Source organism: Gimesia alba, from assembly GCF_007744675.1.
Classification (GTDB): Bacteria; Planctomycetota; Planctomycetia; order Planctomycetales; family Planctomycetaceae; genus Gimesia; species Gimesia alba.
In genome coordinates, this window is sequence record NZ_CP036269.1 from 4,051,773 (window position 1) to 4,074,981 (window position 23,209).

The following is a 23,209-nucleotide window of genomic DNA, read 5'->3' on the forward strand; positions in this document are numbered from 1 at the left end:
AGACATCTTGACTTTATCTGCAGAACCAGCTTAAATACCATCAAAGACACCATGTCTTTGTTAGTTTTGAAGGAGCTGAAGATGCAACCCAAGCAATATCATGTTACTGACACGGAGCTGTTAGTCTTACAGGTTCTTTGGGAACGTGGCCGCGCCACCACGCGCGAAGTGTGTGACGAAATCTATCCAGAAGGATCAACGTCTCAGTACTACACCGTTCAGAAGCTACTGGAACGGCTTGAATCCCGTAACTGTGTCGCACGAAACCGTAGTCAGCGGGTCCATGTTTTCTCGGCGACAGTCGATCGTGAGACGTTAATTCAGGAACGGCTACGAGGCCTATCCGATTCATTATGTGGTGGATCTGTGATACCAATGTTGACCGGACTGATTCAGATGCGCCGCTGGACGACTGCTGAGCAGAAAGAATTGAAAGAACTGTTAGACGAAGTCTCTGAAAAGAAGCCGAAAAAGAAATAGATTAGACGAACAGCCTGGTTGATCGCGTGGGGTTTATATAAGGGAGTTGTTCGATGTGGTTTGAAACAGTGGCCCACATAATACTGAGTATTCTGACAATCGCCGCCATTCTATGCGGGGTTGCTGAATTGCTGAGTCGTGTGACACGTCATCACTGGCCTGCCATCGAACATGCATTCTGGTTTGTCGTGCTACTGAGACTGGTCATCCCCCCTTTTATGCCACTCATTACCCCTGGATTTCCTTCCTGGAACAATTCAGAACCCACTCTGTCACAAACAACTCCTCAGTCCCCAGTTGCAATTCATCCAAATGTCTCTATTAATGACAAATTCGCTTCTACGGACACTAAGATGTTTGAGGATGCCCAGCGTTTTCCGGAAAGATCATATGTCGCAGCCAGCCATAATCAGAAAGTTGACTCAACGCAAAACTCAACATTACCAGAGCAATCTCTGACGGAATCTGAAAAGTTCGTTGAAAAGGACAATATAAAAGTCGCTCAGGGAACTTCCCTCACAGATTCGCAGAGTTTATCCAATGAACCTAAGACGAAAAACTCAAAAGCACAAGACACAGGAACATATCGCAAAATATCCACAGGCGAAACCATAGCTTGGATCTGTTGTTTCATCTGGGTAACCGGTTCCCTGGTTGTACTGGCCAAGACTCTGAGGTCTATCTGGTCGTTTTCGAAGTTACTGCAACTCTCCGAACCTGTAGCACCCGATGTACAATCTGTCGTATCCAGGATTGCAGACCGAGTTGGTCTGAAAAAAGTTCCCACTGTAAGAATATTGACGGCAACAATCCCCCCTCTGGTCTGGTCCGGTTTAAGGAACACCATTGTAGTACTTCCTCGTGATTTGTCTGCAGTGCAGGAACCGATCACTCGAGATCTGCTACTGGCACACGAGTTTGCTCATCTTCAAAGACGCGATTATTTAACCCGCTGGCTGGAGCTCGCTACCGCCGTGTTATGGTGGTGGTGTCCGCTCTTCTGGTTTGCCCGGTTCCGATTACGCGCAGCAGAAGAGTCAGCGTGCGATGCGCAGGTTCTCCAACTCTGGCCTGATCGAGTTGGAGAGTACACCAAGGCAATTGTTGAGACCGTCAGTTTTGTCGCGAAGGTGCAGAAGCAACCAGAGTTAGCCACCGGAGGATCAGGATCGGTACGACAACTTAAATCACGATTAAAATTGATCGAACAGAATCGTTCAACGGTCAATTCTGGAATCGCAAGCTCACTCCTGATTCTGTTCCTGGCAATCATTTCTTGCCCGTTATTACTCGTGGGTAAAACAGTCCATGATAATGTCACACCGATCATTCCACAAAACGTTGCTTCAACAGAAATCGCCAGTCCAAATAAAAAGAACGTAACTCAAAAGCAATTATCCAGCAAAAAGCCTCTGACGCTAACTGCGCTACCCCCCAATTGTAAACCGTTCTTCACTGTCCCTGCCCCTGACAACTCACAGATTGCTTTCACAGGCAGATATACTGGCCAGGACGGTTCAAAGAAATATGGGCTTTTCTGCTTTAACACAGCTACCAGAACAGTCAGATGTCTGATTGAAAAAGGGCTGAAGACTAAGCCAGCCTGGTCCCCGGATTCACAAAAACTGGCCATTGGAAACTCGCCCGGCTATGGCAACATCTACCCGCTGGTCGTGGTCGATGTATCATCTGGTGAGATTGATGAAACCGGTGTGCAGGGCGCAGGAGCCGTCTGGTCGCCCAACGGTCGACTGATTGCCGTGTCGACACAATTTGGAATTGCTGGCTCCTGGATCGGAGGAATTCCCGCAGACGGACGTATTGGAATCTGGGACACGACTTCAAGAAAGCTCAAGTATGTCAGCCCGGCAGGAATCAATCGCCGAGATCGCGACTCGAACTTCAGTTTCATGACAGGAGGTATTTTGCCGGTATGGTCACCCAATGGAGAATGGCTTGCCTGGAGTCAACGAACTTCTGAATCGCATCCTGACACGAAAAAGATCTCAAGATCAGACATTTGGGCCGCACGCATTGATGGAGGTTCGTTACAGCGTGTTTTTACAGATGCGACAACCGTGAATTGGTCGAAGGACAGCACTTCACTGACAGAAAGCAAAAGTGGTAAGCAGGTTTCCCTAAAACAATCAGAGACAGCTGTTCCTGAAGATTGGCCGACTCTACCCAGCGAGTTGGAGAAACTTCTCTTAGAACAGGAAGCTGGCGCCAAACGAGCAACTCAGTTTGACTCCAAAATCGTTCTGGCTGCCAATCGTCTCTGGCAAAACCCTGATCTGGAGGGTATTGAATCGATTGAGTTCACGCATCGTATGTCACCAATACGACTTGATGAGCGTTTTCAATGGAAGAAAGAGGGAACGTTCCGCATCGAGGTGACGCACCGGGAAGATGGTTCCGAACATTATGGAGTCGGCTGGTCTGTGTTGAAACTCTCCGACGGTTCTACCTTTACCTTTGCAGACGCTGACGCATATCCCCGCTATCGGACAGCAGAGGAGATCACAAATTCACAAAGAAAGTCATATCGACTCTCGGCCAGGGAACTCCTCAGGCGTGACACCCTACGACATCTGTCTGGTACCCGCTTGAATTTTGCAGCTATCGACTGGGGACGAAATCCCAATGACTTCAGAATTACGGATTACATACAGAAAAATAACACTCGGCTCATCGAACTGCGAGCAACTCCCCATGCCGCTCGTCGTGTCAGGTTAAACGCTGGTGCCATGTTTGAAACAACATCATGGTCCTATATGCATGACGTCTACAGCAATCGGACGGTCTTGACGATCGACGACCATAATCGCATTATTCGCGAAGTCGCCTACAAAGGTGATGAAGTGATCGCTGAGGTTGATTTATCGGATTGGGCTACATCGAAAAATGGTCAGCAGGCGCCGTTGAGAATTGCAATTCATTTTCCCGAGAAAAATTTCCATGTTGATCAAAAATTTCGTATCACCGATGCAGGTCTGTGGATCTTAACCAGAGGCACGTCTCAATTTGCTGAGAAAGAAGCGCAGAAAGAAGAGATTATAGACCTAAAAATCAATGCTTCATCGAAAGCCCTGAACGAAGCAGAAAAGAAAGCAGAATCCAAATTAAAAGAAATGACCGCTTCGGCTGAGCCTCAGCATAAGGTCGCCTTACAGGGGTTGACTCCGCTAGAACTGGGAGCCACGCATACCATTCATGTGCCCCCAGAATCAGAAGATAATCAATTTCGTCCCCTATCGATAAGATGGATGCCAACGAACATGCCCTTAAACGGCCCCCGCTTATGGGGGGCAACCGCCCCGACAGCGGAATTACACTTCCCTCCTTTGAAATCTAATACGCTGAACGTAGACACAAACTTGATGCTCGTGCTGTACGATGAGAATCGACTGCCGTTATTTGCCTCGACCATCCCTGAAGCAGCCGTTACCGCCAACAGACGGACGGCTAAAGAGACATTGATTCCATTGCTGAAGAAACATCAGCTCTGGTTACGCACCAAAGACGCTCCCCAACCCAATGTCACATTCCAATTTGAAGGTCAGGACGAACAGTCTCCACGTCAACTGCCCAATAAAAGCCTCAAAATCAGTCGCGGCATCACCCTTTCACTCGCCTTGGACAGCATCCGACGCACACCAGAGCGCTGGAAAATGCCGATTGCCTTTTCAGCAGAATGGAATGGTCGCCCGGTGCGCGTTCTTGGCTTGAATGGCCCGAAATTTTCTCAGGAAGTCGGTTCAGGACTCGAAAAAGAAACCGGTACCTACTCATATGTAGGCGGTTATTCAATCACCTCGAACAAGGACCTCGTGCTGGTTGTTGATGCCGAGACCGGTTTTCCGCTGGTCGAACGCTCTGAATTGATGGAATTTCAATTTCTCGACTATACTGAAGTGTCGCCAGGGCAGTTTGCGCCATTACGGATCATCTGCAAAACGCGAGCGTTTGATATGGACCTGCGATTCCAGATTCTTGATGGCAAATTATGGCTCTTTGACCGAGAGGCCCATCTAACAAATAAATCGAAGGTCTCGACCAGCCAAATACTGATCGACGGCAAAAAACCGAGCAGAGTAATTCGTTCCAGTACACTCGATTCGAAAGGAGAGCTACCTTGGTTCCAGTGGGAAGAGTTGAAGTCGCGCCAGCCGGAACAGAAAGGGGACCAACTCTCCGCATCATTTGCTGCATTCACCGAACCCTGGACACACCCGTCGTGGAACAATCTAACAGAGGTTAGAACTGAAACAGACGCTAATGGCAGACTGATTCTTCGCTGCAGTCTGGTTTCTTACCCGCGACTCGGAATCGCTAAGTATTGGACGCTGACTCGGTTTTCTGGCGAATCAGTAGAACCGCTGACATGTGCAGAAACACTGGAAAAGAAGAGTCAGTGCGAAGTCGTGGTCGCCCCGTTTGAAATCAATCAATCCACACTGGTGCCTCGACAGTCCGATGAAAATTCGCAAACAGCCGCAAAATGGTCCTTAGGGGGCTCTGCTTCACAGAAGACTCGAGTGAAGTCGTTTTCCATTCACCGCGATCCACAGCAACGCGCCGTGCTGACACCGGAAATCCTGAGTACATCTTACTATAAAGGTCAGCTGGTCCGTGTGACGGGGGTGTTGATACGAGATGGCATTGTCGTCGCTTCCGGTTCCGCAACTGATTCCTTCAGAACGTTGAGTACCCCAGAAGTTTCAAAAGAAGCACGAGTTTTATTACTGAATTCCGATCGACAAACTGGTAACTCTGTTCTGATTGGCCATCGGTCTGTCGTCACGAGTACTCCCGTAGGTAGCACTTGGGCGCGACTCATAGACGATGATTTCACTTCATTCGCTTCCAGGGACCTGCTATCCAGTCGTTTTGCCGAGGTCAGACAGATTGGCTTACAGAGTCTCTATATGCAACAATCAAAGGAGATCTACGTTCAATATGATCGAGAACGCCGTAAAGGAAGAGTTGCCGAAAACCTGGTCCCCTATCGAGATGCCCTAAAACACATCTTAACCGCTCAAAACGGCGATTCCCCCGCTGCCATCGCACTGGCTTGTCGCCTCGCGGGCTTTTCTGAGAATCCTGACTTCCAGTCATCACTCCGTGCGCTCTTGAAACATCCTTCTGAAGTCGTCCGAGATTCAGCAGCTATCGGGCTCGGTCTACTCGGCCAGAAAGATGCCATCGATCGCTTACGCCACCTGGCTGAGCAACCTGAACCATCAAAAGAAATAGCCACGGACGAACTGCAACGCCTCACCAGACAGCATGCATCCTGGGCGTTGAAGCAAGCCGGCGACTGACGGTCTCATCCTATCTAAACTTCGATGAAGTTCGTTCCGTTGCGTTTTTAGTAACTGTAGATTTTGGAATGGCTTAATCCGCTGACTAAACAACGGGTAAGCGATTCAAATTTGCTGTTAGTTCCCTCAACCATGTGAAGGTGGGCGTCTCCAGCATCTCAGTCGTGCATCGCCAGCGCCAGTTTCCGCCTGCGCGTCCCGGTGTATTCATTCGTGCGTTTGCCTGCAGATTGAGTATATCCTGTAGAGGAGCCATCGCGAGTGCTGCGACTGAAGACCATGCCAGATTCATCAATACCGCCGCGATTTCCCGACTGTTGATTGCGGGAAGCTGAAGCGTTTCACACACATTCTTACGCTCATCCTTCGAGAGAGATTCATACCAGCCGCGTGTTGTGTTATTGTCATGTGTGCCTGTAAAGACAACGGTATTCGAATCATAGTTTTGTGGCAGGTAGGGATTGTCAGGATTTCCATCAAAGGCAAATTGAAGGACGCGCATACCGGGTAGATGAAATTCGTCTCGAAGCGCATTCACATCCGGAGTGATGATTCCCAGATCCTCTGCAATTAACGGAAGCACACCCAGTTCGTTTTGGGCTGCACTGAAAAACTTTCGACCAGGCCCGGGCTCCCATTGCCCTGCCTGGGCATTAGGTGCCCCATTCGGTATATGCCAGGCAGCCGCAAAACCACGAAAGTGATCCAGACGAATCAGATCCACATGATCCAGCAACGCACGAAACCGGTCGATACACCAGCGGTAACCTGTTTCACCGAGTGCTTCCCAGTTATAAACCGGGTTGCCCCAGAACTGCCCTTGAGCACTGAAGTAATCAGGAGGCACACCGGCAACAAAGCGAGGTCGTAAATCATCATCCAGCAGAAACAGCTCCGGATTGACCCAGACATCGCTGGAATCGGGAGAGACAAAAAATGGCAAATCGCCGATGAACCGGACTCCCTTGCCGTGAGCATACTCCTTCAGGCGTTTCAATTGCTGAAATACCAGGAACTGCGACAATTGCACCTGATCTATTTCATTCGCCTGTTCCTGTCGGGCTTGAGCGAGAGCATCTGAATTCCGTCGGACCAGTTCCGTTGGCCATTCGAGATAACAGGCTCCCTGATGCTTGTCTTTCAGTACCTGAAACAAGGCATAGTCATCCAGCCAGGCTTTTTCGTGATCACAGAAATTTTGGTATGCCTGCTTCAGCTCTGAGGTAGCTCTCTCATGAAAATGAAGCCAGACCGTTTCTAGTAGACGTTGCTTAAACGATCGGACAGCGTCTAAATCCACTACGGATTCAGAGAACACGATTCCAGAAAGGTCGGCCTGTTGTAACAAACCATCCGCAACTAGATCATCAGGACTGATCAAAAGCCAGTTGAGAGCGAACGACGAAAGCGGTTGATAAGGCGAGTTGCCATATCCAGTTGGCCCCAGTGGTAAAAACTGCCACCAGGATTGACCAGCCTCTTGAAGACGGTCAATCCAGTTCCGAGCCGCAGGACCAAAGTCACCAATCCCATACAGAGACGGCAAGGAAGTCACAGACAACAATACACCAGCACCGCGATAATTTGGCGAAAAACAGGAGCGACTCTCAAACTGATCACTGTTACTCATAATCTTCCTTCATCCCGTTCAGAAGAATTCAGAACCACACACTGCCAGCAAGTTCTCAAACCTATAGCACTGAGAGTAACTACCAGAAATGAACTATTCTGTTTTAGTTGATCAATTCGAGCGACAGACGCGTTTGCTTCTCCAAATCAACGCTGACCGTAAATCGGCGGCTTCCAGTTCTTCGGCAAGCGGCCCTGTGGTCGCACGCCATAGGCATTCGCTGGAATGGGATGGTCTTTGGCCTGTTGCAGGGGCAGATCGTCTGGCAGGTGTTTGATTTTGAAATCCTTGTATTGAATTTTCATCGCAGGCCCCACGTGAACCTGGACCGCCAATACCCCTTCCAAAGCACGGCCCTTTTCGTCCAGATCAATCAGGTCGGCCGTTTTATGGCCATCAATCCAGTGCTGGTGATGGTTCCCCTTCACCAGCACGCGAAAGTCATGCCACTCATCGGGAGCAAATGTTTTGACGGGCATTTTTTCGATCACCCACGGCTGTCCATCCGTTGCGATAATCACTTTTTCTCCCGTGTGTGACAGAATACGACGCCCGCGTTCTTCATACAGCATCCCGTTGTAGTTCGGATTATTCGCCACCACGTCACACTGATAACCGGTGACAATGTCCAAACCCAGGTCAGGCCGCGACATGCCTCGGTACTGCAGACCACTATTACCGCCGGGAGTCACTTTCACCTTCACACGCAGATCAAAATTGCGAATGGTCGAGTCTTTCCAGGTGATGAAACGGTTCATCTTTAACGTGCCATCTGTTTTGCCGGTTAAGGCGCCGTCTTCGACTGACCAGTACTTGCGGTCGCCGTTCCAGTGACGCAGCGATTTGCCATCGAACACGCGAACGAATCCTTCTTTATCGGCGCGGGCACTGACGGCTGCGGAGGCTTTCGGGTGAGGCACTGTCGATGCGGTAAATTTCCCCTTGAGAGGATCAAGCGGCCCTCCGAGTTCTTTCACCCGGTTGGTTGTCCGCTTTCGCATTTCCTGCAAGGTTTTCGCGTGCTGAGGATCTCCCGCCAGATTGACCAGTTCATCAGGATCCTTTTTCAGATCGTGCAGAAACTCATGATTGCCATGGTCAAAATAGCGCACATATTTGAATTGTTCGTTACGTAAACCTTCATAGGCAGGAATACGACTGCGAACAGCGAAATGCTCATGAAATGTCTCCTGACGCCAGTCGGCAGGTTTTCCCTTCTCTACAATCGGCTTCAAGCTGTGCCCCTGGTATCGTTCGGGAATTTTGACTCCCGCCCAGTCGAGAAAGGTTGCCGGCAGATCCAGATTCAACGCAGAGGCGGTCGTAACTTGACCACGCTGTTTTTGAGGAACACGCGGATCAGCCACGATCAGAGGCACCTTGATCGCTTCTTCATAATGGGACCACTTGCCTGCCAGACCACGATTCCCCATGTAATATCCATTGTCAGCAGAATAAACAATGATCGTGTTATCAGCCAATCCTGCTTCTTCAAGCGCCCGCATAAAACGTCCAATGGCACCGTCGATACCACTCACCATACGATAGTACGCACGCATGTTCGTCTGATACTTTTTATCGGTATTCCAGCGCCAGAAATAACGCTCACGGTTGATGGTCGTTTTCAGAAAGTCAGGCTGCCCGTTGAAAATCGAAGGATCGCCAAGACGTGGCGGAGCAATCGTAACGTCTTCGTACATCCCATCGACAGCACGAGGCCACGGAAAATGACCAATGCCCGGGCGTCGATCGCTGTCTTCAGCATGGCAGGCATTGAACCACATGTTTAATGCGAACGGTTTGTCTTTCGGTTGCGATTTCACAAACTCGATTCCTCGATCAACGATCAACTCCGTTTCATGTCGCAAACTGCCATCTGGTTGTTGTTTGTAATAGGGATTGCGGCTGATCGCTTCAAATTCATCAAAATGTGCTTCCTTTTTATAGCCTTTCGGCATTTTGGCATGCCACTTTCCGAAGTAGCCGGTACGGTATCCGTTTTGACGCAGGATATCGGAATACAAGGTCTCCACTGCATCGGGCCGCGCCAGTTCCGGATTCGCAGAAGTGCCGTAACTTCGCCCCGTCAGACCGGTCAGGATCGTCGTGCGGCTTACCCAGCAGATTGCCTGACTGACATAGGCGTTATCAAATCGTGTTCCGCGCGCCGCCAATGCATCGATATTCGGAGTCTGAACTACCTGATTGCCATAACAGCCAATCGTGCTGGTCGTTTGATCGTCGGCAAAGAAGAAGACAATGTTCGGTCGCTCGTCAGCACACAGTTGACTGGAGAATGCAAAGAGAACGGGAATCAGCAGCAGGATGGATTTCATGGCAGAATTTCATTGGTTTGAGATAAAGCGCGTGAGTCAGAAGCCAATATACACATTAAAATTGTACCATTGATGTAAGTGAAAGCCACCCGGTCACGGAAATTATTTCTCCACTTTCAGTTAACCTCTGACAGAAGAGATACACTCGTGAAGCAAAACAAAGCCCCGCAGGTGAGAAAGGGTTGTGTTCATTAGCATCACGGGGTTAAAATCAACATTCTCTCCCCGTTAACAGAAGCCAACCACGGATTTATAAAAACGTCCGTAAATCATCGAGTTTGATAACACTACCAGAAAAAACAGGCTGCCGACAGAACCCTTTGATATTCTAGCCATCCGCGTCGATCTACCTTTTTGATCAAGTGACGGCTCAATCCCACAGATTGAAAGTCAGTTCGCGAAATGAGTAACCACAAACTCCGCATCACTTTCTTAGCTGCAAGCTATTCACTGCTGATCGCATCAGTGCAATCCGCTTTCAGTGCGGAAGCAGTCGACTTTCGCCAGGATGTTGCTCCGATCTTACAACGGCATTGTCTAAGTTGTCACAACGACCGTGTGCGTCGAGGGGGACTCTCTTTGCACTCAACCCAGGCAACGACAAAAGGAGGCGAGAGTGGCCCGTCGATTGATCCGGGTGATCCGGATGCAAGCTACCTGATTGACCTGATCACTCCCACAGACGGCACAGCCGAAATGCCACGCGATGAACCACCTCTTTCCGATGAAGAAGTCGCGACGATTCGGAACTGGATCAAGGCAGGCGCTGTCTGGCCTGCCAATTTTGAAATTCAACCTCCGGTACTGTGGTCACTCAAACCGCTGCACCGTCCCACCGTCCCCACAGACTTTGAAACCAACCCGGAATTCCCCATCCGTAATCCCATCGATGCATTTGTAGCGGCGCGGCACAAACTGAATGGGCTCAAACCGGCTCCCGAAGCCAGTCGCCATAAACTCATTCGTCGACTGTATCTCGATCTGACAGGCTTACTCCCCGCACCAGAGGCAGTCGAATCATTTATCTCCAGCGAAGATCCACGTGCCTACGAACAACTCGTGGATGAGCTGTTAGCCTCCCCACATTTTGGAGAGCGTTGGGGCCGCTACTGGCTGGACCTCGCGCGGTATGCTGACAGTGATGGCTATCTTGGAGACAGCATGCGGAAACATGCCTGGGTCTACCGTGAATGGGTCATTGATGCCATTAATCAGGATCTGCCATTTGACCAGTTTTCCATCGAGCAACTCGCGGGAGACCTGCTCGACAAGCCAACGTTATCCCAGAAAATTGCAACCGGCTTTCATCGAAACACGCTTAGTAACACAGAAGCTGGCGTTGACCTGGAACTATACCGCACGAAAGAAATTGTCGATCGTGTGAATACAACGGGCATGGTCTGGCTCGGTTTCACATTTGGCTGCGCTGAATGCCACGACCATAAACACGATCCGATCTCCCAGAAAGAGTTTTATCAAATTTACGCCTTCTTCAATAATGCCAATGAAACCACAGCCAAAGTCAAGAAACCCTGGGAAGATACAGAATACGAACAGGCTCGCACAAAGTGGGAACCGCGGTATCAACAACTCCTGTCAGAATTAAAAACGTATGAAAACACCGGTCTGACAAAGAAACAACAGACTGAAATCACCGACATTCTGAATAAATACAAAAAATCGACCGACTTGAAACGACTCTCCCCTTTTTATCAAACGAAAAAAGCAGGCTGGAAAAAACTCTCTGATAAACTGGCAACACAACTACAGACAAAACCATCTCCCCCCGCGACGAGAGCACCGATATTTACAGAACGAACAAAAGACCGTCGCGACACTTTCGTGCACGTTCGCGGCATTTACAATCGTCCCGGCGAAAAGGTAAGTCCGGGCACGCCCTTCGTACTCCCCGACTTATCATCGCGAAACCAAACACCGAATCGTCTGGATCTCGCTCAATGGCTCTTTCAGGATAATAATCCGTTGACACCGCGCGTGTCCGTCAATCGCATCTGGCAACATCTATTCGGCCAGGGGCTTGTTGCGACACCCAACGATTTTGGAACCAAAGGCGCAGCCCCCACGCATCAGCAGCTACTGGACTGGCTCGCTACGGAATACAAAAGTCGTGACTGGAGCCGTAAAGCAATGGTTCGCCTGATCGTGATGTCGTCTACATACCGTATGTCCTCAGCGTCAAACGCCCGTTCTAATCCACAAGACATCAACAATCAGTTGTTGTGGAGACAAAACAGCTATCGGCTCGAAGCCGAAATCGTTCGTGATATTCATCTGAATGCAAGCGGGTTACTGGACCGAACCATTGGTCGGCGTGGGATCAGACCACCGCTACCGGCGTTCGTGACCGACGTCGGGCGGAGCGTAAAATGGCCTGCCAGCCAGGGGAGCGAACAATATCGACGGGGAATGTATATCGTCTTTAAACGAACAGTGCCTTACCCGATGCTGATGACGTTCGACGCCCCCGATGCCACTGTTTCCTGCAGCCGCCGCGAACGCTCCAATACTCCACTCCAGGCACTCACACTACTGAACGGCCCCATGTTTTTTGAAAGTGCCCAGGTGCTCGGTAAAAAAATGCATGAGCACTATCCTGATGACTTTCCCTCTGCCATGAATGAAATGTTTCTGCGATGTCTTGGACGTCCTGCGAATGAACGGGAACAGAACGCACTCAGCGCGTCCTATTCTGATCTGCTCCGAGTCGCTAGCCAGAACAATATCGATTCCGCAGAAAAAACATCGCCGCAATTGACGGCTCTGAGCCAGGTCGCTCGGATCATCATGAATTTAGATGAATTTATTACGCGAGATTAAATATGCTGCTTCCTCCTGCATCCACTGGAAATGATCCTTCAGCCCTGAATCGTCGGCAATTCTTCACCAGTGGCGCCAGTGGTCTGGGAACGCTGGCTCTTGCCTCGCTGCTGAAAGATGAGGGATTGCTGGCAAGCGAGAACAGCGGCCAACAGGCACACTTCGCCCCCAAGGCCAAGCGTTGCATTTACCTCTTCATGGAAGGGGGCCCGAGCCAGATGGACTTGTTCGACCCCAAACCAAAGTTAAATGAACTCGACGGTCAACCGATGCCTGAGTCTTTACTGAAGGACATCAAATTCGCATTCATCCAAAAAGAAGCAGCGCAGTTAATGGGAAGCCCACGCACCTTCAAACGCTACGGCGAGTGCGGCATGGAACTCTCGGATCTGCTGCCTCACCTTAGCACTTGCGTGGATGACATCGCCCTGGTTCGCTCGATGCACTGTGAGCAGTTCAATCACCTGCCCGGTCAGTTGATGATGCTCTCCGGCTCCGATCTGCAGGGACGTCCCACGCTCGGCTCGTGGCTCAATTACGGTCTGGGAAGTGAATCACAGAATTTACCCGGCTATGTTGTGCTGGCCACACTGGGCCGCGGTTTACCCGGCGGGGCTTCCAGCTGGTCGAGTGGATTTCTCCCCTCGCAATACGCGGGAACGCTGTTTCGTAATCAGGGCAGTCCGGTATTGAACCTGGAAACGCCTGCTGAAATCGCACCCGAAGCACAGATGCGGAGTCTGCAGACCATCAATGAGTTGAACGGCCTCCGCTACGAGCAGATCGGTAACCCCGAAATCGCCAGCAGGATTAAAGCCTACGAACTCGCCTTTCGCATGCAGCAAACCGCACCAGAGTTGCTCGATCTTTCCGGCGAAACCAAAGCAACACTCGATGAATATGGTGTCACGCGCGAAGAAGCATCGAAAAGCAGTCATGCTGGCTTCAACGGTTCGTATGCCCGCAATTGCCTGCTGGCCCGTCGCATGGTCGAACGGGGCGTGCGTTATGTCACGCTCTTTTTATCAACCTGGGATCACCACAGCTATCTGGACAGCGGCTTGAAACGCTATACCGAGATTTCCGATCAGCCCATCGCGGCTTTACTCAAAGACCTTAAACGCCGTGGTTTACTCGAGGACACACTGGTTGTCTGGGGCGGCGAATTCGGGAGAACACCTTTGGGTGAAAACCGTGTCAACTTCAAGAAAGTGACCGGCCGCGATCATCATCCCTATTCCTTCAGCATGTGGCTCGCGGGTGGCGGCATCAAAGGAGGCCAAGTCATCGGTAAAACGGATGAAATTGGTTGGGGCGTCTCAAAAGACCCCGTCCATGTACATGATCTTCATGCAACAATTCTCAAACTGTTCGGCCTGGATCATGAAAAACTGACCTATCGTTTTCAAGGCCGCGACTTCCGCCTCACTGACGTCTCGGGAAATGTAGTCGAAAAATTAATCGCATAGAATTGATTTCTTCCCCGAATAAATATCAAACCAGTCAAGCCAAATCGTCCATTTCCGGCAGCCACTTGTACCAGCCTTCAATATGATCCTGAATCAATTCGCGAATCGCTTCGCTCTTTCCCGCACGTAGAGATTCAATGAGCTCTAAATGACTTTCAATTGTAATTTCCCGCACGCGTCCCGTCAGCTGTTCATGTTTCCGATGTAGTGCCGCCAACCATAATTCTAATGAAGGGCGTAGCGATCGCCAGGCTGCAATCAACCGAGGGCGTTGACTGGTTTCGACAATCATTGAATGAAATTCAATGTCGAGCTGACTGATTTCAGCAACGCTGTCTGTTTTTTCCATCGCAGCAACATTTGCTTCCCAGGCAGCATAATCAGAATCCGTCGCACGCGCCGCAGCATGCACCGCCAGCATGGGCTCCACAGCCAGTCGCAGAAAATAGAGATCTTCGAAATCCGCAGCCGTCATCGAAACAACACGCGTTCTCCCTCGATCATCAAACTCGACAATCCCATCTCGCTGCAGATTTAGCAGCGCTTCGCGTATAGGCGAGCGGCTCACTCCCATCTCCGTCGACAAGACGGGTTCCGTTAGCATGGCCCCCGGTTCGTGAAGCCCATGAACAATTTCAGTGCGTAAGCGTGCTTCAACGGCCTGCGCCAGTGTTTGACGTTTTAATTTGTTATCTGATGGCATATGGCCCGTGGACAAATCATTGGTTTTCATTCTTAAATACCCTGATTATATTTCTGCAAGTCGTTCATTCGAGTCACCAAACTGATCCAGGTGCAAGCCATATTTATCCATCAACGAGAGATATAAACTGCACATCTTACGGTTCGGTTTATCGAGATAGTCGAGCACACGTCCGGTTTCCAGCTTACCGCCTCCCCTACCCAGAATCACCACCGGCAACTTGGTGGCATCATGACTGCCCGTCAGCATGCTACTGCAATACATAATGATAGAGTTATCTAATGCGGTTCGACTTCCTTCCTGAATTGCATCCAGTTTCCGTGCGACATAAGCAACCTGTTCTAAAAAGAACTGATTTACTTTGAGCCAGTCCTCGGACTCCTGATGCGATAACAGGTGATGAATCATATAATCAACACCCAGGTTGGGAAATCTCAGTGAGGAATGATCGTTATTGAGTTTTAATGTGCAAAGTCGTGTGGAATCTGTCTGAAATGCAAGCACCAGAATATCACACATCAGTCGCATATGGTCGGCAATATCCTGCGGAATCCCATCAGCGGGTCGCGGAATATTTGGTTTATCGAGTGCAGGCCGCCAGCCTTGCAGCTCTCCCCGCTGGCCAGCGCGTTCGATGCGTTGTTCTACTTCGCGTACAGAATTGAGATATTCGTCGAGCTTCTGCTTATCGCTGCGACTGATTCCACGTCGCAGGTCCTTTGCATCGCTCAACACGGCATCCAGCACACTCTGATCGCTTTTGCTAGCATCCTGACGAAAGAGTCGATCAAAGGCGAGTGCCGGATAGACTTCCAGTGGAGTAGGCGTTGTCGGTGAGCTCCAGGAAATATGGCTGCTGTAGAGCATCGAATAATTTTTGTGAACGGACGGATTGGATTTTTCGCAACCCAACACCAGACTGGGAACTTTGGTGGTCTGGCCATAATGCTTTGCCAGCAGTTGATCGATACTGATACCGCTGCGAATCCCGCCCCCCGATTCCAATGGTGCCCCACTCAGAATATTACCGGTTTGAGAACTGTGAATATTCCCCTTCAGGGCTTCCTCGTTATACAAGCCGCGAATGAAAAGCAGTCTTTCGCGAAATTCAGTGAGCGGCTTCAGGACAGGCCCCAGCTCCATCGACTTCCCTGCTCCCTTGGCCCACCAGTGATCGCGATGAAATCCGTTACCGGAAAACAGGGCCGCAAAACGAACAGGAGCCTCTCCCTTTACTGCAGTCGTACCTGCTTCCTGTCCCCATACCTGTAGCGACTCCAGCCAGGGCAAAGCCATTGCAACACCGAGTCCACGCAACATAGTACGCCTGGTTGTCAAATAAGCAGACATGGAAGCACTCCTTGGTTTCAGTAAAAGGTGATTATGCCGTTATATGTTTTGTCATCATTTTAAGAATCTGAACACGTCCTGACGTGGATGATCTAGTCATTTTCAGAAACACTGCTCAGGTATTTGTGATCTGCCCCACGAATCATACGAAACTGTGGGCTCAAGACAATTGTCTGGATTGCTGTCGAAATCCGATACTCATCCTCAGTCATTTTTTGTAACATCTCATTCAGCAGCGGCTCATCTGACAATTGGACCGATCGCCCCAAAGCATAGCCCAACAGGCGACGCTGAAATGTTCGCAGAAAGTCGTCACGCCGATCACTCAGCAAATAATGACGTAAACCTTCTAGACCACTGACCCTGGTGCCATCGGGAAGCACAGCAGAAACATCAATTTCATGACCACTGGAATCTTTGCTTCTCAGTCGACCAATACTGTCAAATTGCTCCAAAGTAAATCCGAAGCCATCAATCCGTTCATGACACTTCGCACAACCAGGATTAGAACTGTGCTGCTCAATCAGCTGCCTCTCCGTCATGTTCTTGGGGACTTCTTCAGGAAGTACTGGAACATCCTTGGGAGGTCGTGGGAGTTTCTCGCCCAATAGGAACTCAGAGACCCAATTTCCGCGTAAAATCGGACTGGTCCGCGATGCGCCCGATTGCTTTGAAAGTGTCGCTGCCATCGCAAGGATACCGCCGCGCGATTGTTTCTTGACTCCAGTAATTCGCTCCCATACCTTTTCCTGCTTCTCGCCAGGCAGACCATAAAACTCCGCCAGAGGGCCATTCACAAAGGTATAATCGGCATCCAGTATTTCCACAACAGATCGATCCTGCTGAAAGAGAGCCGTAAAGAAGCGAATCACTTCTTCGTACATGTCGCTTCGCAAGTCAGCAAATTCTGGGAAATGCCGCTGACTTTTTTCGTCAAACTGATCAAAGTCTCGAATGTGTAACCACTGACAACCATATTCAATCGCCATACGGCGCATCTTCGGATCTCGCAACATCCGATTCACCTGTGCCTTTAGTACATCAGGTTGATGCAGCTTATTCTGGGCTGCCAGACGCCGCAATTCTGCGTCGGGTAGTGAAGACCAGAGAAAATAACTCAGCCGCGACGCCAGTTCCCAGTCACTAACGGACGTTGGTTTTGCTCCAGACGATACTCGTTCGCTACGATACAGAAAAGCAGGAGAAACCAACACACGCGCCAGCAACATGTGCACCGCCTCTTCGTGTGAAAGATCCTGCTCCCGAAATTGAGTATAAAGCGCGGGTAGTTGTTCCCGTTCCGCGGAAAGCAAAGGGCGTCTCCAAGCTTGCTCAGCAAAATCGAACACTGCTTTCACATGCACGGGTTCTGTTTTCAACTGCAACGCTTTAAACTCGTTTGCACGCTGCATGATTCCTTCCCGCATGGGTGTGAATGCACTTGGATCCGCATCCTGCGTCGCAAATTGCCATAACTGTTCATAAGCATCAACCTGAATGAGTGGAGAACGGCTGACATAATGCAGATCATTCCATAGCTTGTTCAATTCGGTAACTTCCTCATCATTCAACATCAGTCGCTGCAGTTGACTATCTTCACGATAGAATAATGTCAACGTCACGACTTCATCGACGGGCACAATCTTTGTGTAGCACAACGCTGCCGGAAACAGTTGACGGAATTCCTCAAACTGTGCCAATACCTCTTTTTTGACTTCACTGTTTTCAGTAACAAGGATTGGTGAGAGAGGAATGACAGCACTCTCACCATCGGACCAACTTGACTTGCGACCGCTACGTTTAAACGAACCTGCGGTCAGATCTGTCAGCTGTTGTGGCTTGTCTTTCAATACTTTGAGCTGCACAGTGCCTTGGGGACTTGTTTTCTCATGCAAGGTTCCTGTAACAACAAATTCGTAACCATCCACCAGATCAGCGGGAACAGTCAGTTCCAGCATCGAAGGTGCCTGCACGCATAGATCAGTAGATGGGATTGTCGCTCCCAACGGATGTTTCCCAAACAGAATTTGGGGCAATCCATATTTAGAATTCGAATCAGAAAAGGAAAGGGCTTTAGGATTTGTCAGGAGTTGTTTGCGAACGGATGCAAAAAACGGTCCATTCAGTGATGTCATCTGCTGGTAAAGTTTGGCATCGGGTGAATCAGCGGGTAAATTTCCCGTACCGTTTGAGATAAGAGTCTGCAACTGATCGGCCAGCTGTTTCTTCATTTCAATGCTGGGAGCAACCTGCCATCGAGCCAGCAAAGAACCTGCAGGAATCGTGGCTTCCGATTTACCATCATCGAGTTCACTATAAAAATGCCAGACAGCCTGATTTCCCTGCTGATCAGCATGGGGATTGCCGTCAAGAATATTTGAAGACACGTCCTCAGCCAGATTCCATTTGTTGTTGCCCTTGCTTTCAGAACTAATTGTTAAATCAATGGCTGTTAAATCACAGGAATGATTTCCATCGCGCGGCCCAATACTGAGAGAGAGCAGATCTCCCTGTCGTACAACCAGCTTCTCAAACGGCCCCAGCACTGCTGCTTTCGCTGAACTAGCAGTTCCAGATGCAAGCAACTGTCGTGTTCCACCACGATGTAATATCAGACGCCATGTCACACCATTTCCACACCCAATATGTGCCCGCTTCACATGTCCTGTCACCTTAACGGTGTCTGTGACCGGGCTTTTCCAACCTACCACCACACGTAATTTGGGTGTTGGGTGAACGGCAACGCTGTGCGGCTGAACTTCACCTGGAATACGGACACTTTGATCAGAAGAATTGGCAACAACACTCAAAGCGTTTTTACCAACCCAGCCTTTGATGAAATCGTAGTTTTGAGCCTGCTCCATCTTCGAGGTGATATAGGAATCAATCGAGACTTCTTGTTGATGCATTCCGAGATAAGAAAGCCAGGCCCCCAAGACAACGCGCTCAATTCCATTTTTCTGTGCCAGTAGTTCAAGTTGACGATCATCTGCTTTCTCCCCTGCTTCAACAGACGCATTCAGACTCGCAGCCGCATTTTCAAGAATCCTGTCGCGGTAAGCTGAAAGCACTGACACAACATTCTTGACATCACGCAGAGGCAGATCGGGCCGACCGGGTGCCACAAATCGGGCCTTTTCCCAGACAGCATAATCATCTTTATTTCCATCTCCGACAGTTGACGCAACCAGATACAATGAAAGATCTTTTTTTTCTTCAACCGTAGGCACTTTGACCCGAAATTCCTGCCGCGTGGCAACCGGTTGTACGGGAACCTGCCAGGCAGTGGGACCATTTTTCTTGCCAATGTGTCCTATCGTAGTAAAACGCCAGAGTGCCTGCTGCCACTGGGTGATGTCAGCTGCGATTTCTGTTGCGTCTTCCGGCTTCGCAGTTTCCCACTTTGTTCGAATTAGATCAAGTATTCGCGAAGGAGTTTTGTCATTAAGCGCATTCCAGAGTGTCCGCAAATATTTTTCATTCAGAGTATTCTCGCGAGCAACATCCTCAACTGATTTCTTGCCCGATTTCAACGAGTTCCGCTCTTTCAGTGTTGCTCGTAAGTATTTTTCCAGTGGCAGACGACCACCTCCATTTGTTTTGAATTGAATCCCCTGCAAATTAACAGCTGTCCCGCCGTTACTGTCTGTAAAGCGCGCGTAAAAGTTACGAATCGCTGCCAGCTTTTCGTTCGTCCAATCACGACGGGAAGTCCGGCTGGAAAACTCAATTCCATTCGGCAGAAGCACTGCATGTTTTGCAATCCCTTTTGCCGCTTCAAGGTATTTCTGCACTAACGACGGCGACATTACCAGCGAATTTCCCACATTCGTAAAGCCCTCTCCAGCAGCACTGTCCACAGGAAATTCTTTAGCCGGCTGAAGTGGGACACCGGTTAAATCTTGAATCGTATAGGTATACTCGGCATTGTTTAACCGTCGTAAAACAACGGGGCCTGGATCACCGGCATTGGCTTTGGCTTCTGTATCTAATACGGCCTGAACCCATTGACGTAACGATTTGAGCTCTGCCTGAGTGGGCTGCAGTTTTGCGTCCTTGGGCGGCATTTCACCATCATCCAGCATCTCTACAACGCGCTGCCAGGGAACAATATCCTGCCGAATCTGTTGCACAGTTTGAAATCGCGCCAGATCTAGCTCCCCCTGTTTTTCTGAAGGACTATGACAATCAAAACAGTATTTTCTCAGGACCGCTTTTTGACTGGTTTGAAGTTGCGCCTGTAAAGCAGCAAAACGTGTCGCAGTCGATTCCTGTGCGGAAGAGGAAACCGACGCTATGGCCAGTATCACAGAAATGAAAGTAATTCGTGAGACAGATGTCATGCGCGTCTCCGCCTGTGATTTTTATTATGGAGTCATGATTTTCAGAACATGAGAGATTATGATCAGACCACATATTGTCGACTGTCGACAGGAATGTCAAGTTAGTACCCTCTCATTAAAAGACGCATATGCTGTAATTCGATTCAAAGAAAAGCTTCAGACGAGGAAAACAGACCTTATCTCATTATTAAATAAGGACATACGTAGGATTCTCATCTATTAGTAGTCTCAAGAAACATAGAAATAATCAGGGGGTTCCTGCAGGCTTGACACGAATTAAATGCAAGAATGGTTGTGCTTCCGGCCAGCTGCGAACTTCAGCCAGTTTGTCAGCGGGAACTTCAATTGAAGTGAAATAATCAATTGAAAGCTGGTCGTCAAATTTGCCTTCCAGATAACCAAATGGAATATTTGCAGCAGCCTGCTCTGGTGTTCCATTTTTAATCCGTGCTGGAATATACAGGCTCCAGAACTTTGTCGGATCTTTTTCAGTCAGCATATCGGTAAATCGCTGTTTGACCTTCTGACTGGCGGGAGAATCATCAAGATTGCGATGCACTAGAATGGCCTGATAGGCCAGCATTTTATTCCAGTTTTTTTCTGTGACTACATAGTGAGAAAAATGCAAACGATCATCAAACCCCAAGTGGAGCGGGTTATAACGTGAAGCTGGCAGTTTTTTTCCCATCGCCAGCAGATCCTGCATCTTGCGGGCATCTTTATGGCGAATCGCATACATGAAGTGCATGCCGCTGAAAGGAGTGGCCCAGCCCTTTTCTCGAACAGAATCTTTCAGACGGATAATCACATCACCATAGCGTGGTGAACCATGCGGCGGACCGACACTCGCAAAGACCGCATCAAAAGCACCATACAGCAGATTTTCCACTGCTGGTGTCGTATGCGTTAAGGAATCATGCTGTAATTTCTCTTCAATCCGTAATGAGACCAGCGCTTTCTCTTTCAGTACATGTCGCAGGTTTTCAAAGTGCAGGCGATTGATAATCGGGGCCGGCTTGTCTTCAATCACATTCAGCAATTCTTGTTCTTCTGCAGAAAGCGGCGAGAGAAACAGTTCAAACTCCGCCATCGTACATTGAGAACTAATCTCCAGCCATTTCTTGAGTTTTTTCTCATCCAAAGGTCGCTGAAACGGCAGCGCATTAATGGCTTTTCGCCGCGTCGCCGCCAGAGGTGCTCCTGCCCGCTGGGATTGAATCTCCACTGGTTTTTCAACGACGGACTGTGCAAAACCAGATGTATAACAGGCAGTAACAACACAAAGGAAAAATAATCCACGAACAGTCATAATTATTGGCTCAGTTTAATCAAAAAGATGTCGTTGCTGCCGCGGCTTTTCAATTGATAACTCTGATACTGTGTGGAAGGAGAAAAGGCCCCGGAAAGGAAACAATGGTTGTTGTGATCGACGGCAATCGCATAACTTAGATCACTTTTATCACCTCCCAGCATTTCCAGCCAGTCGAGTTTTCCTTCTGGCGAGAAACGTGTGACAAATATATCACGTCCTCCCAGCTGAGTCAGGTGTTTTCCCATGAATTTCACATCATCCGTGAACTCACCCGTCACGTAACAGTTACCGCCTCGATCAACGGCGATACCCAGACCGTAATCAATTTTTTCGCCTCCCCCGGAATATGCCCAGGCAGGAGTCCCATCGGCATTGATCCGAGCTGCAAAAATATCATACGCGCCTGTGCTCTTGAGAGTCGTTTTGCCAAACGTTGCCTCATTCTTAAACATCCCCGTCAGATAGCAGTTCCCCTGTGCATCCACGGCAACGCCTGTACTCAATCCATCTGCCTGCCCTCCAGAATTGGCAGACCAGAGCAGCTTACCTCCTGGCGATAACTTAGCAAGAAATATATCCTTCACTTTCGTATCGGTCCCCACTGTCTTCCCAGCCAATTCAATCAGACCAGTAATATAACCGCAGACATAACAGTTCCCTGTTTGATCTACGGCAATCTGGTGTCCACTCTGGCCGAGTTTGTTTCCAGCCAATTGACTCCAGAGCACCTTTCCATCGGTATCATATTTGGCCACGAACAGAGAACGCCCCTGCTTGTTTTTGGATTGGGAATCACCAAAGGTCACTGCTCCCGCAAAGGAGCCTGCGACATAACATTCTCCATCAGGTGTTACTGCAATGCCATGTCCATAATCATATCCGGCTCCTCCTGCGCTTTGTGCCCAAAGCAACTTTCCATCAGGGTCATACTTCGCGACAAAATAATCGTAGTCTCCCTGATTTTTGAGAGTTTTATCCCCAATTTGGAATGTCGGACTCTGAAAATGGCCCGTCACATAAGAATTTCCTGCCCGATCGACGGCCACTGCATAACCACGATCGATCTCAGACCCTCCTGCTGTTTGTAACCAGAGCAGTTTCCCCTCGGGGCTGTATTTCGCAAGTACAAAATCCATTTTTCCCCGGCTGGTCACGCTCTGATCTGCAAATTGTGCCTGCTCAGTGAATTCACCTGTGACGAAGCAATTCCCTGCCCCATCAACGGTGATGCCCCGTATTTTATCATGTTTGCTGCCCCCAGCTTGCTTGACCCAGAGAACAGAACGGGGAGATGTTTTAGAAACGCCCTTGTTTTCTCCCGCAACGACTGGTATCGCGAGCCACAGACTAGAGATCAGACAACACAAAACAAAAACAGACAAACGCGTAGAACTCAGAGACAAGAATGATTTCATGGTAGGCTT

11 protein-coding genes are annotated in these 23,209 nt (G+C 49.4%); 4 read left to right on the plus strand and 7 right to left on the minus strand.

Annotated features, from left to right (window positions below; translation table 11 throughout):
- Positions 1 to 81 precede the first annotated feature (81 nt).
- A complete protein-coding gene (locus Pan241w_RS15120) occupies positions 82 to 480 on the plus strand; it encodes a BlaI/MecI/CopY family transcriptional regulator (RefSeq protein WP_197999943.1) in 399 nt (132 codons plus the stop codon).
- A gap of 53 nt (positions 481 to 533) precedes the next feature.
- A complete protein-coding gene (locus Pan241w_RS15125) occupies positions 534 to 5,804 on the plus strand; it encodes a M56 family metallopeptidase (RefSeq protein ID WP_145217353.1) in 5,271 nt (1,756 codons plus the stop codon).
- 85 nt (positions 5,805 to 5,889) lie between these two features.
- Here the strand turns inward: Pan241w_RS15125 and malQ are convergent, their stop codons facing one another.
- Both malQ and Pan241w_RS15135 read right to left on the minus strand, forming a co-directional pair.
- Positions 5,890 to 7,434 (minus strand): 4-alpha-glucanotransferase, encoded by a 1,545-nt coding sequence (malQ, locus tag Pan241w_RS15130; protein WP_145217356.1) that lies wholly within the window; start codon positions 7,432 to 7,434, stop codon positions 5,890 to 5,892.
- 146 nt (positions 7,435 to 7,580) lie between these two features.
- A complete protein-coding gene (locus tag Pan241w_RS15135; RefSeq protein WP_145217359.1) occupies positions 7,581 to 9,770 on the minus strand; it encodes a sulfatase-like hydrolase/transferase in 2,190 nt (729 codons plus the stop codon).
- A 402-nt stretch (positions 9,771 to 10,172) separates the two neighbouring features.
- On the opposite strand from Pan241w_RS15135, the gene Pan241w_RS15140 reads away from it, so the two are divergent.
- Both Pan241w_RS15140 and Pan241w_RS15145 read left to right on the plus strand, forming a co-directional pair.
- Complete coding sequence (locus tag Pan241w_RS15140; protein ID WP_145217362.1) at positions 10,173 to 12,608, plus strand: PSD1 and planctomycete cytochrome C domain-containing protein; 2,436 nt, start codon at positions 10,173 to 10,175, stop codon at positions 12,606 to 12,608.
- 2 nt (positions 12,609 to 12,610) lie between these two features.
- Positions 12,611 to 14,077, plus strand: coding sequence for a DUF1501 domain-containing protein (locus tag Pan241w_RS15145; protein ID WP_145217365.1), 1,467 nt, complete (start codon positions 12,611 to 12,613; stop codon positions 14,075 to 14,077).
- Positions 14,078 to 14,111: 34 nt separating this feature from the next.
- Here Pan241w_RS15145 and Pan241w_RS15150 read toward each other — a convergent pair whose 3' ends face one another.
- From Pan241w_RS15150 to Pan241w_RS15170, 5 genes are all read right to left on the minus strand, one after another.
- Positions 14,112 to 14,810 carry a GntR family transcriptional regulator gene (locus tag Pan241w_RS15150; RefSeq protein WP_145217369.1) on the minus strand — a complete coding sequence of 233 codons (699 nt, stop codon included), beginning with the start codon at positions 14,808 to 14,810 and terminating at the stop codon, positions 14,112 to 14,114.
- Positions 14,811 to 14,825: 15 nt separating this feature from the next.
- Positions 14,826 to 16,130, minus strand: a complete 1,305-nt coding sequence (locus Pan241w_RS15155) for a DUF1552 domain-containing protein (protein WP_145217372.1) — start codon at positions 16,128 to 16,130, stop codon at positions 14,826 to 14,828.
- A gap of 92 nt (positions 16,131 to 16,222) precedes the next feature.
- Positions 16,223 to 20,473: a DUF1592 domain-containing protein gene (locus Pan241w_RS15160; protein ID WP_145217375.1), complete on the minus strand. Its 4,251-nt coding sequence runs from the start codon at positions 20,471 to 20,473 to the stop codon at positions 16,223 to 16,225.
- A 247-nt stretch (positions 20,474 to 20,720) separates the two neighbouring features.
- Complete coding sequence (locus tag Pan241w_RS15165; RefSeq protein WP_145217378.1) at positions 20,721 to 21,782, minus strand: hypothetical protein; 1,062 nt, start codon at positions 21,780 to 21,782, stop codon at positions 20,721 to 20,723.
- Positions 21,783 to 21,784: 2 nt separating this feature from the next.
- Positions 21,785 to 23,200: an SBBP repeat-containing protein gene (locus Pan241w_RS15170; protein WP_145217381.1), complete on the minus strand. Its 1,416-nt coding sequence runs from the start codon at positions 23,198 to 23,200 to the stop codon at positions 21,785 to 21,787.
- Positions 23,201 to 23,209: the final 9 nt, after the last annotated feature.

Bases quoted from the DNA above. Each gene is read 5' to 3' on its own strand.
- Pan241w_RS15125 (WP_145217353.1), top strand. From the start codon at position 534: ATGTGGTTTGAAACAGTGGCCCACATAATACTGAGTATTCTGACAATC.
- Pan241w_RS15160 (WP_145217375.1), bottom strand. From the start codon at position 20,473: ATGACATCTGTCTCACGAATTACTTTCATTTCTGTGATACTGGCCATA.
- Pan241w_RS15145 (WP_145217365.1), top strand. From the start codon at position 12,611: ATGCTGCTTCCTCCTGCATCCACTGGAAATGATCCTTCAGCCCTGAAT.
- Pan241w_RS15135 (WP_145217359.1), bottom strand. From the start codon at position 9,770: ATGAAATCCATCCTGCTGCTGATTCCCGTTCTCTTTGCATTCTCCAGT.
- malQ (WP_145217356.1), bottom strand. From the start codon at position 7,434: ATGAGTAACAGTGATCAGTTTGAGAGTCGCTCCTGTTTTTCGCCAAAT.
- Pan241w_RS15140 (WP_145217362.1), top strand. From the start codon at position 10,173: ATGAGTAACCACAAACTCCGCATCACTTTCTTAGCTGCAAGCTATTCA.
- Pan241w_RS15155 (WP_145217372.1), bottom strand. From the start codon at position 16,130: ATGTCTGCTTATTTGACAACCAGGCGTACTATGTTGCGTGGACTCGGT.
- Pan241w_RS15120 (WP_197999943.1), top strand. From the start codon at position 82: ATGCAACCCAAGCAATATCATGTTACTGACACGGAGCTGTTAGTCTTA.
- Pan241w_RS15165 (WP_145217378.1), bottom strand. From the start codon at position 21,782: ATGACTGTTCGTGGATTATTTTTCCTTTGTGTTGTTACTGCCTGTTAT.
- Pan241w_RS15170 (WP_145217381.1), bottom strand. From the start codon at position 23,200: ATGAAATCATTCTTGTCTCTGAGTTCTACGCGTTTGTCTGTTTTTGTT.
- Pan241w_RS15150 (WP_145217369.1), bottom strand. From the start codon at position 14,810: ATGAAAACCAATGATTTGTCCACGGGCCATATGCCATCAGATAACAAA.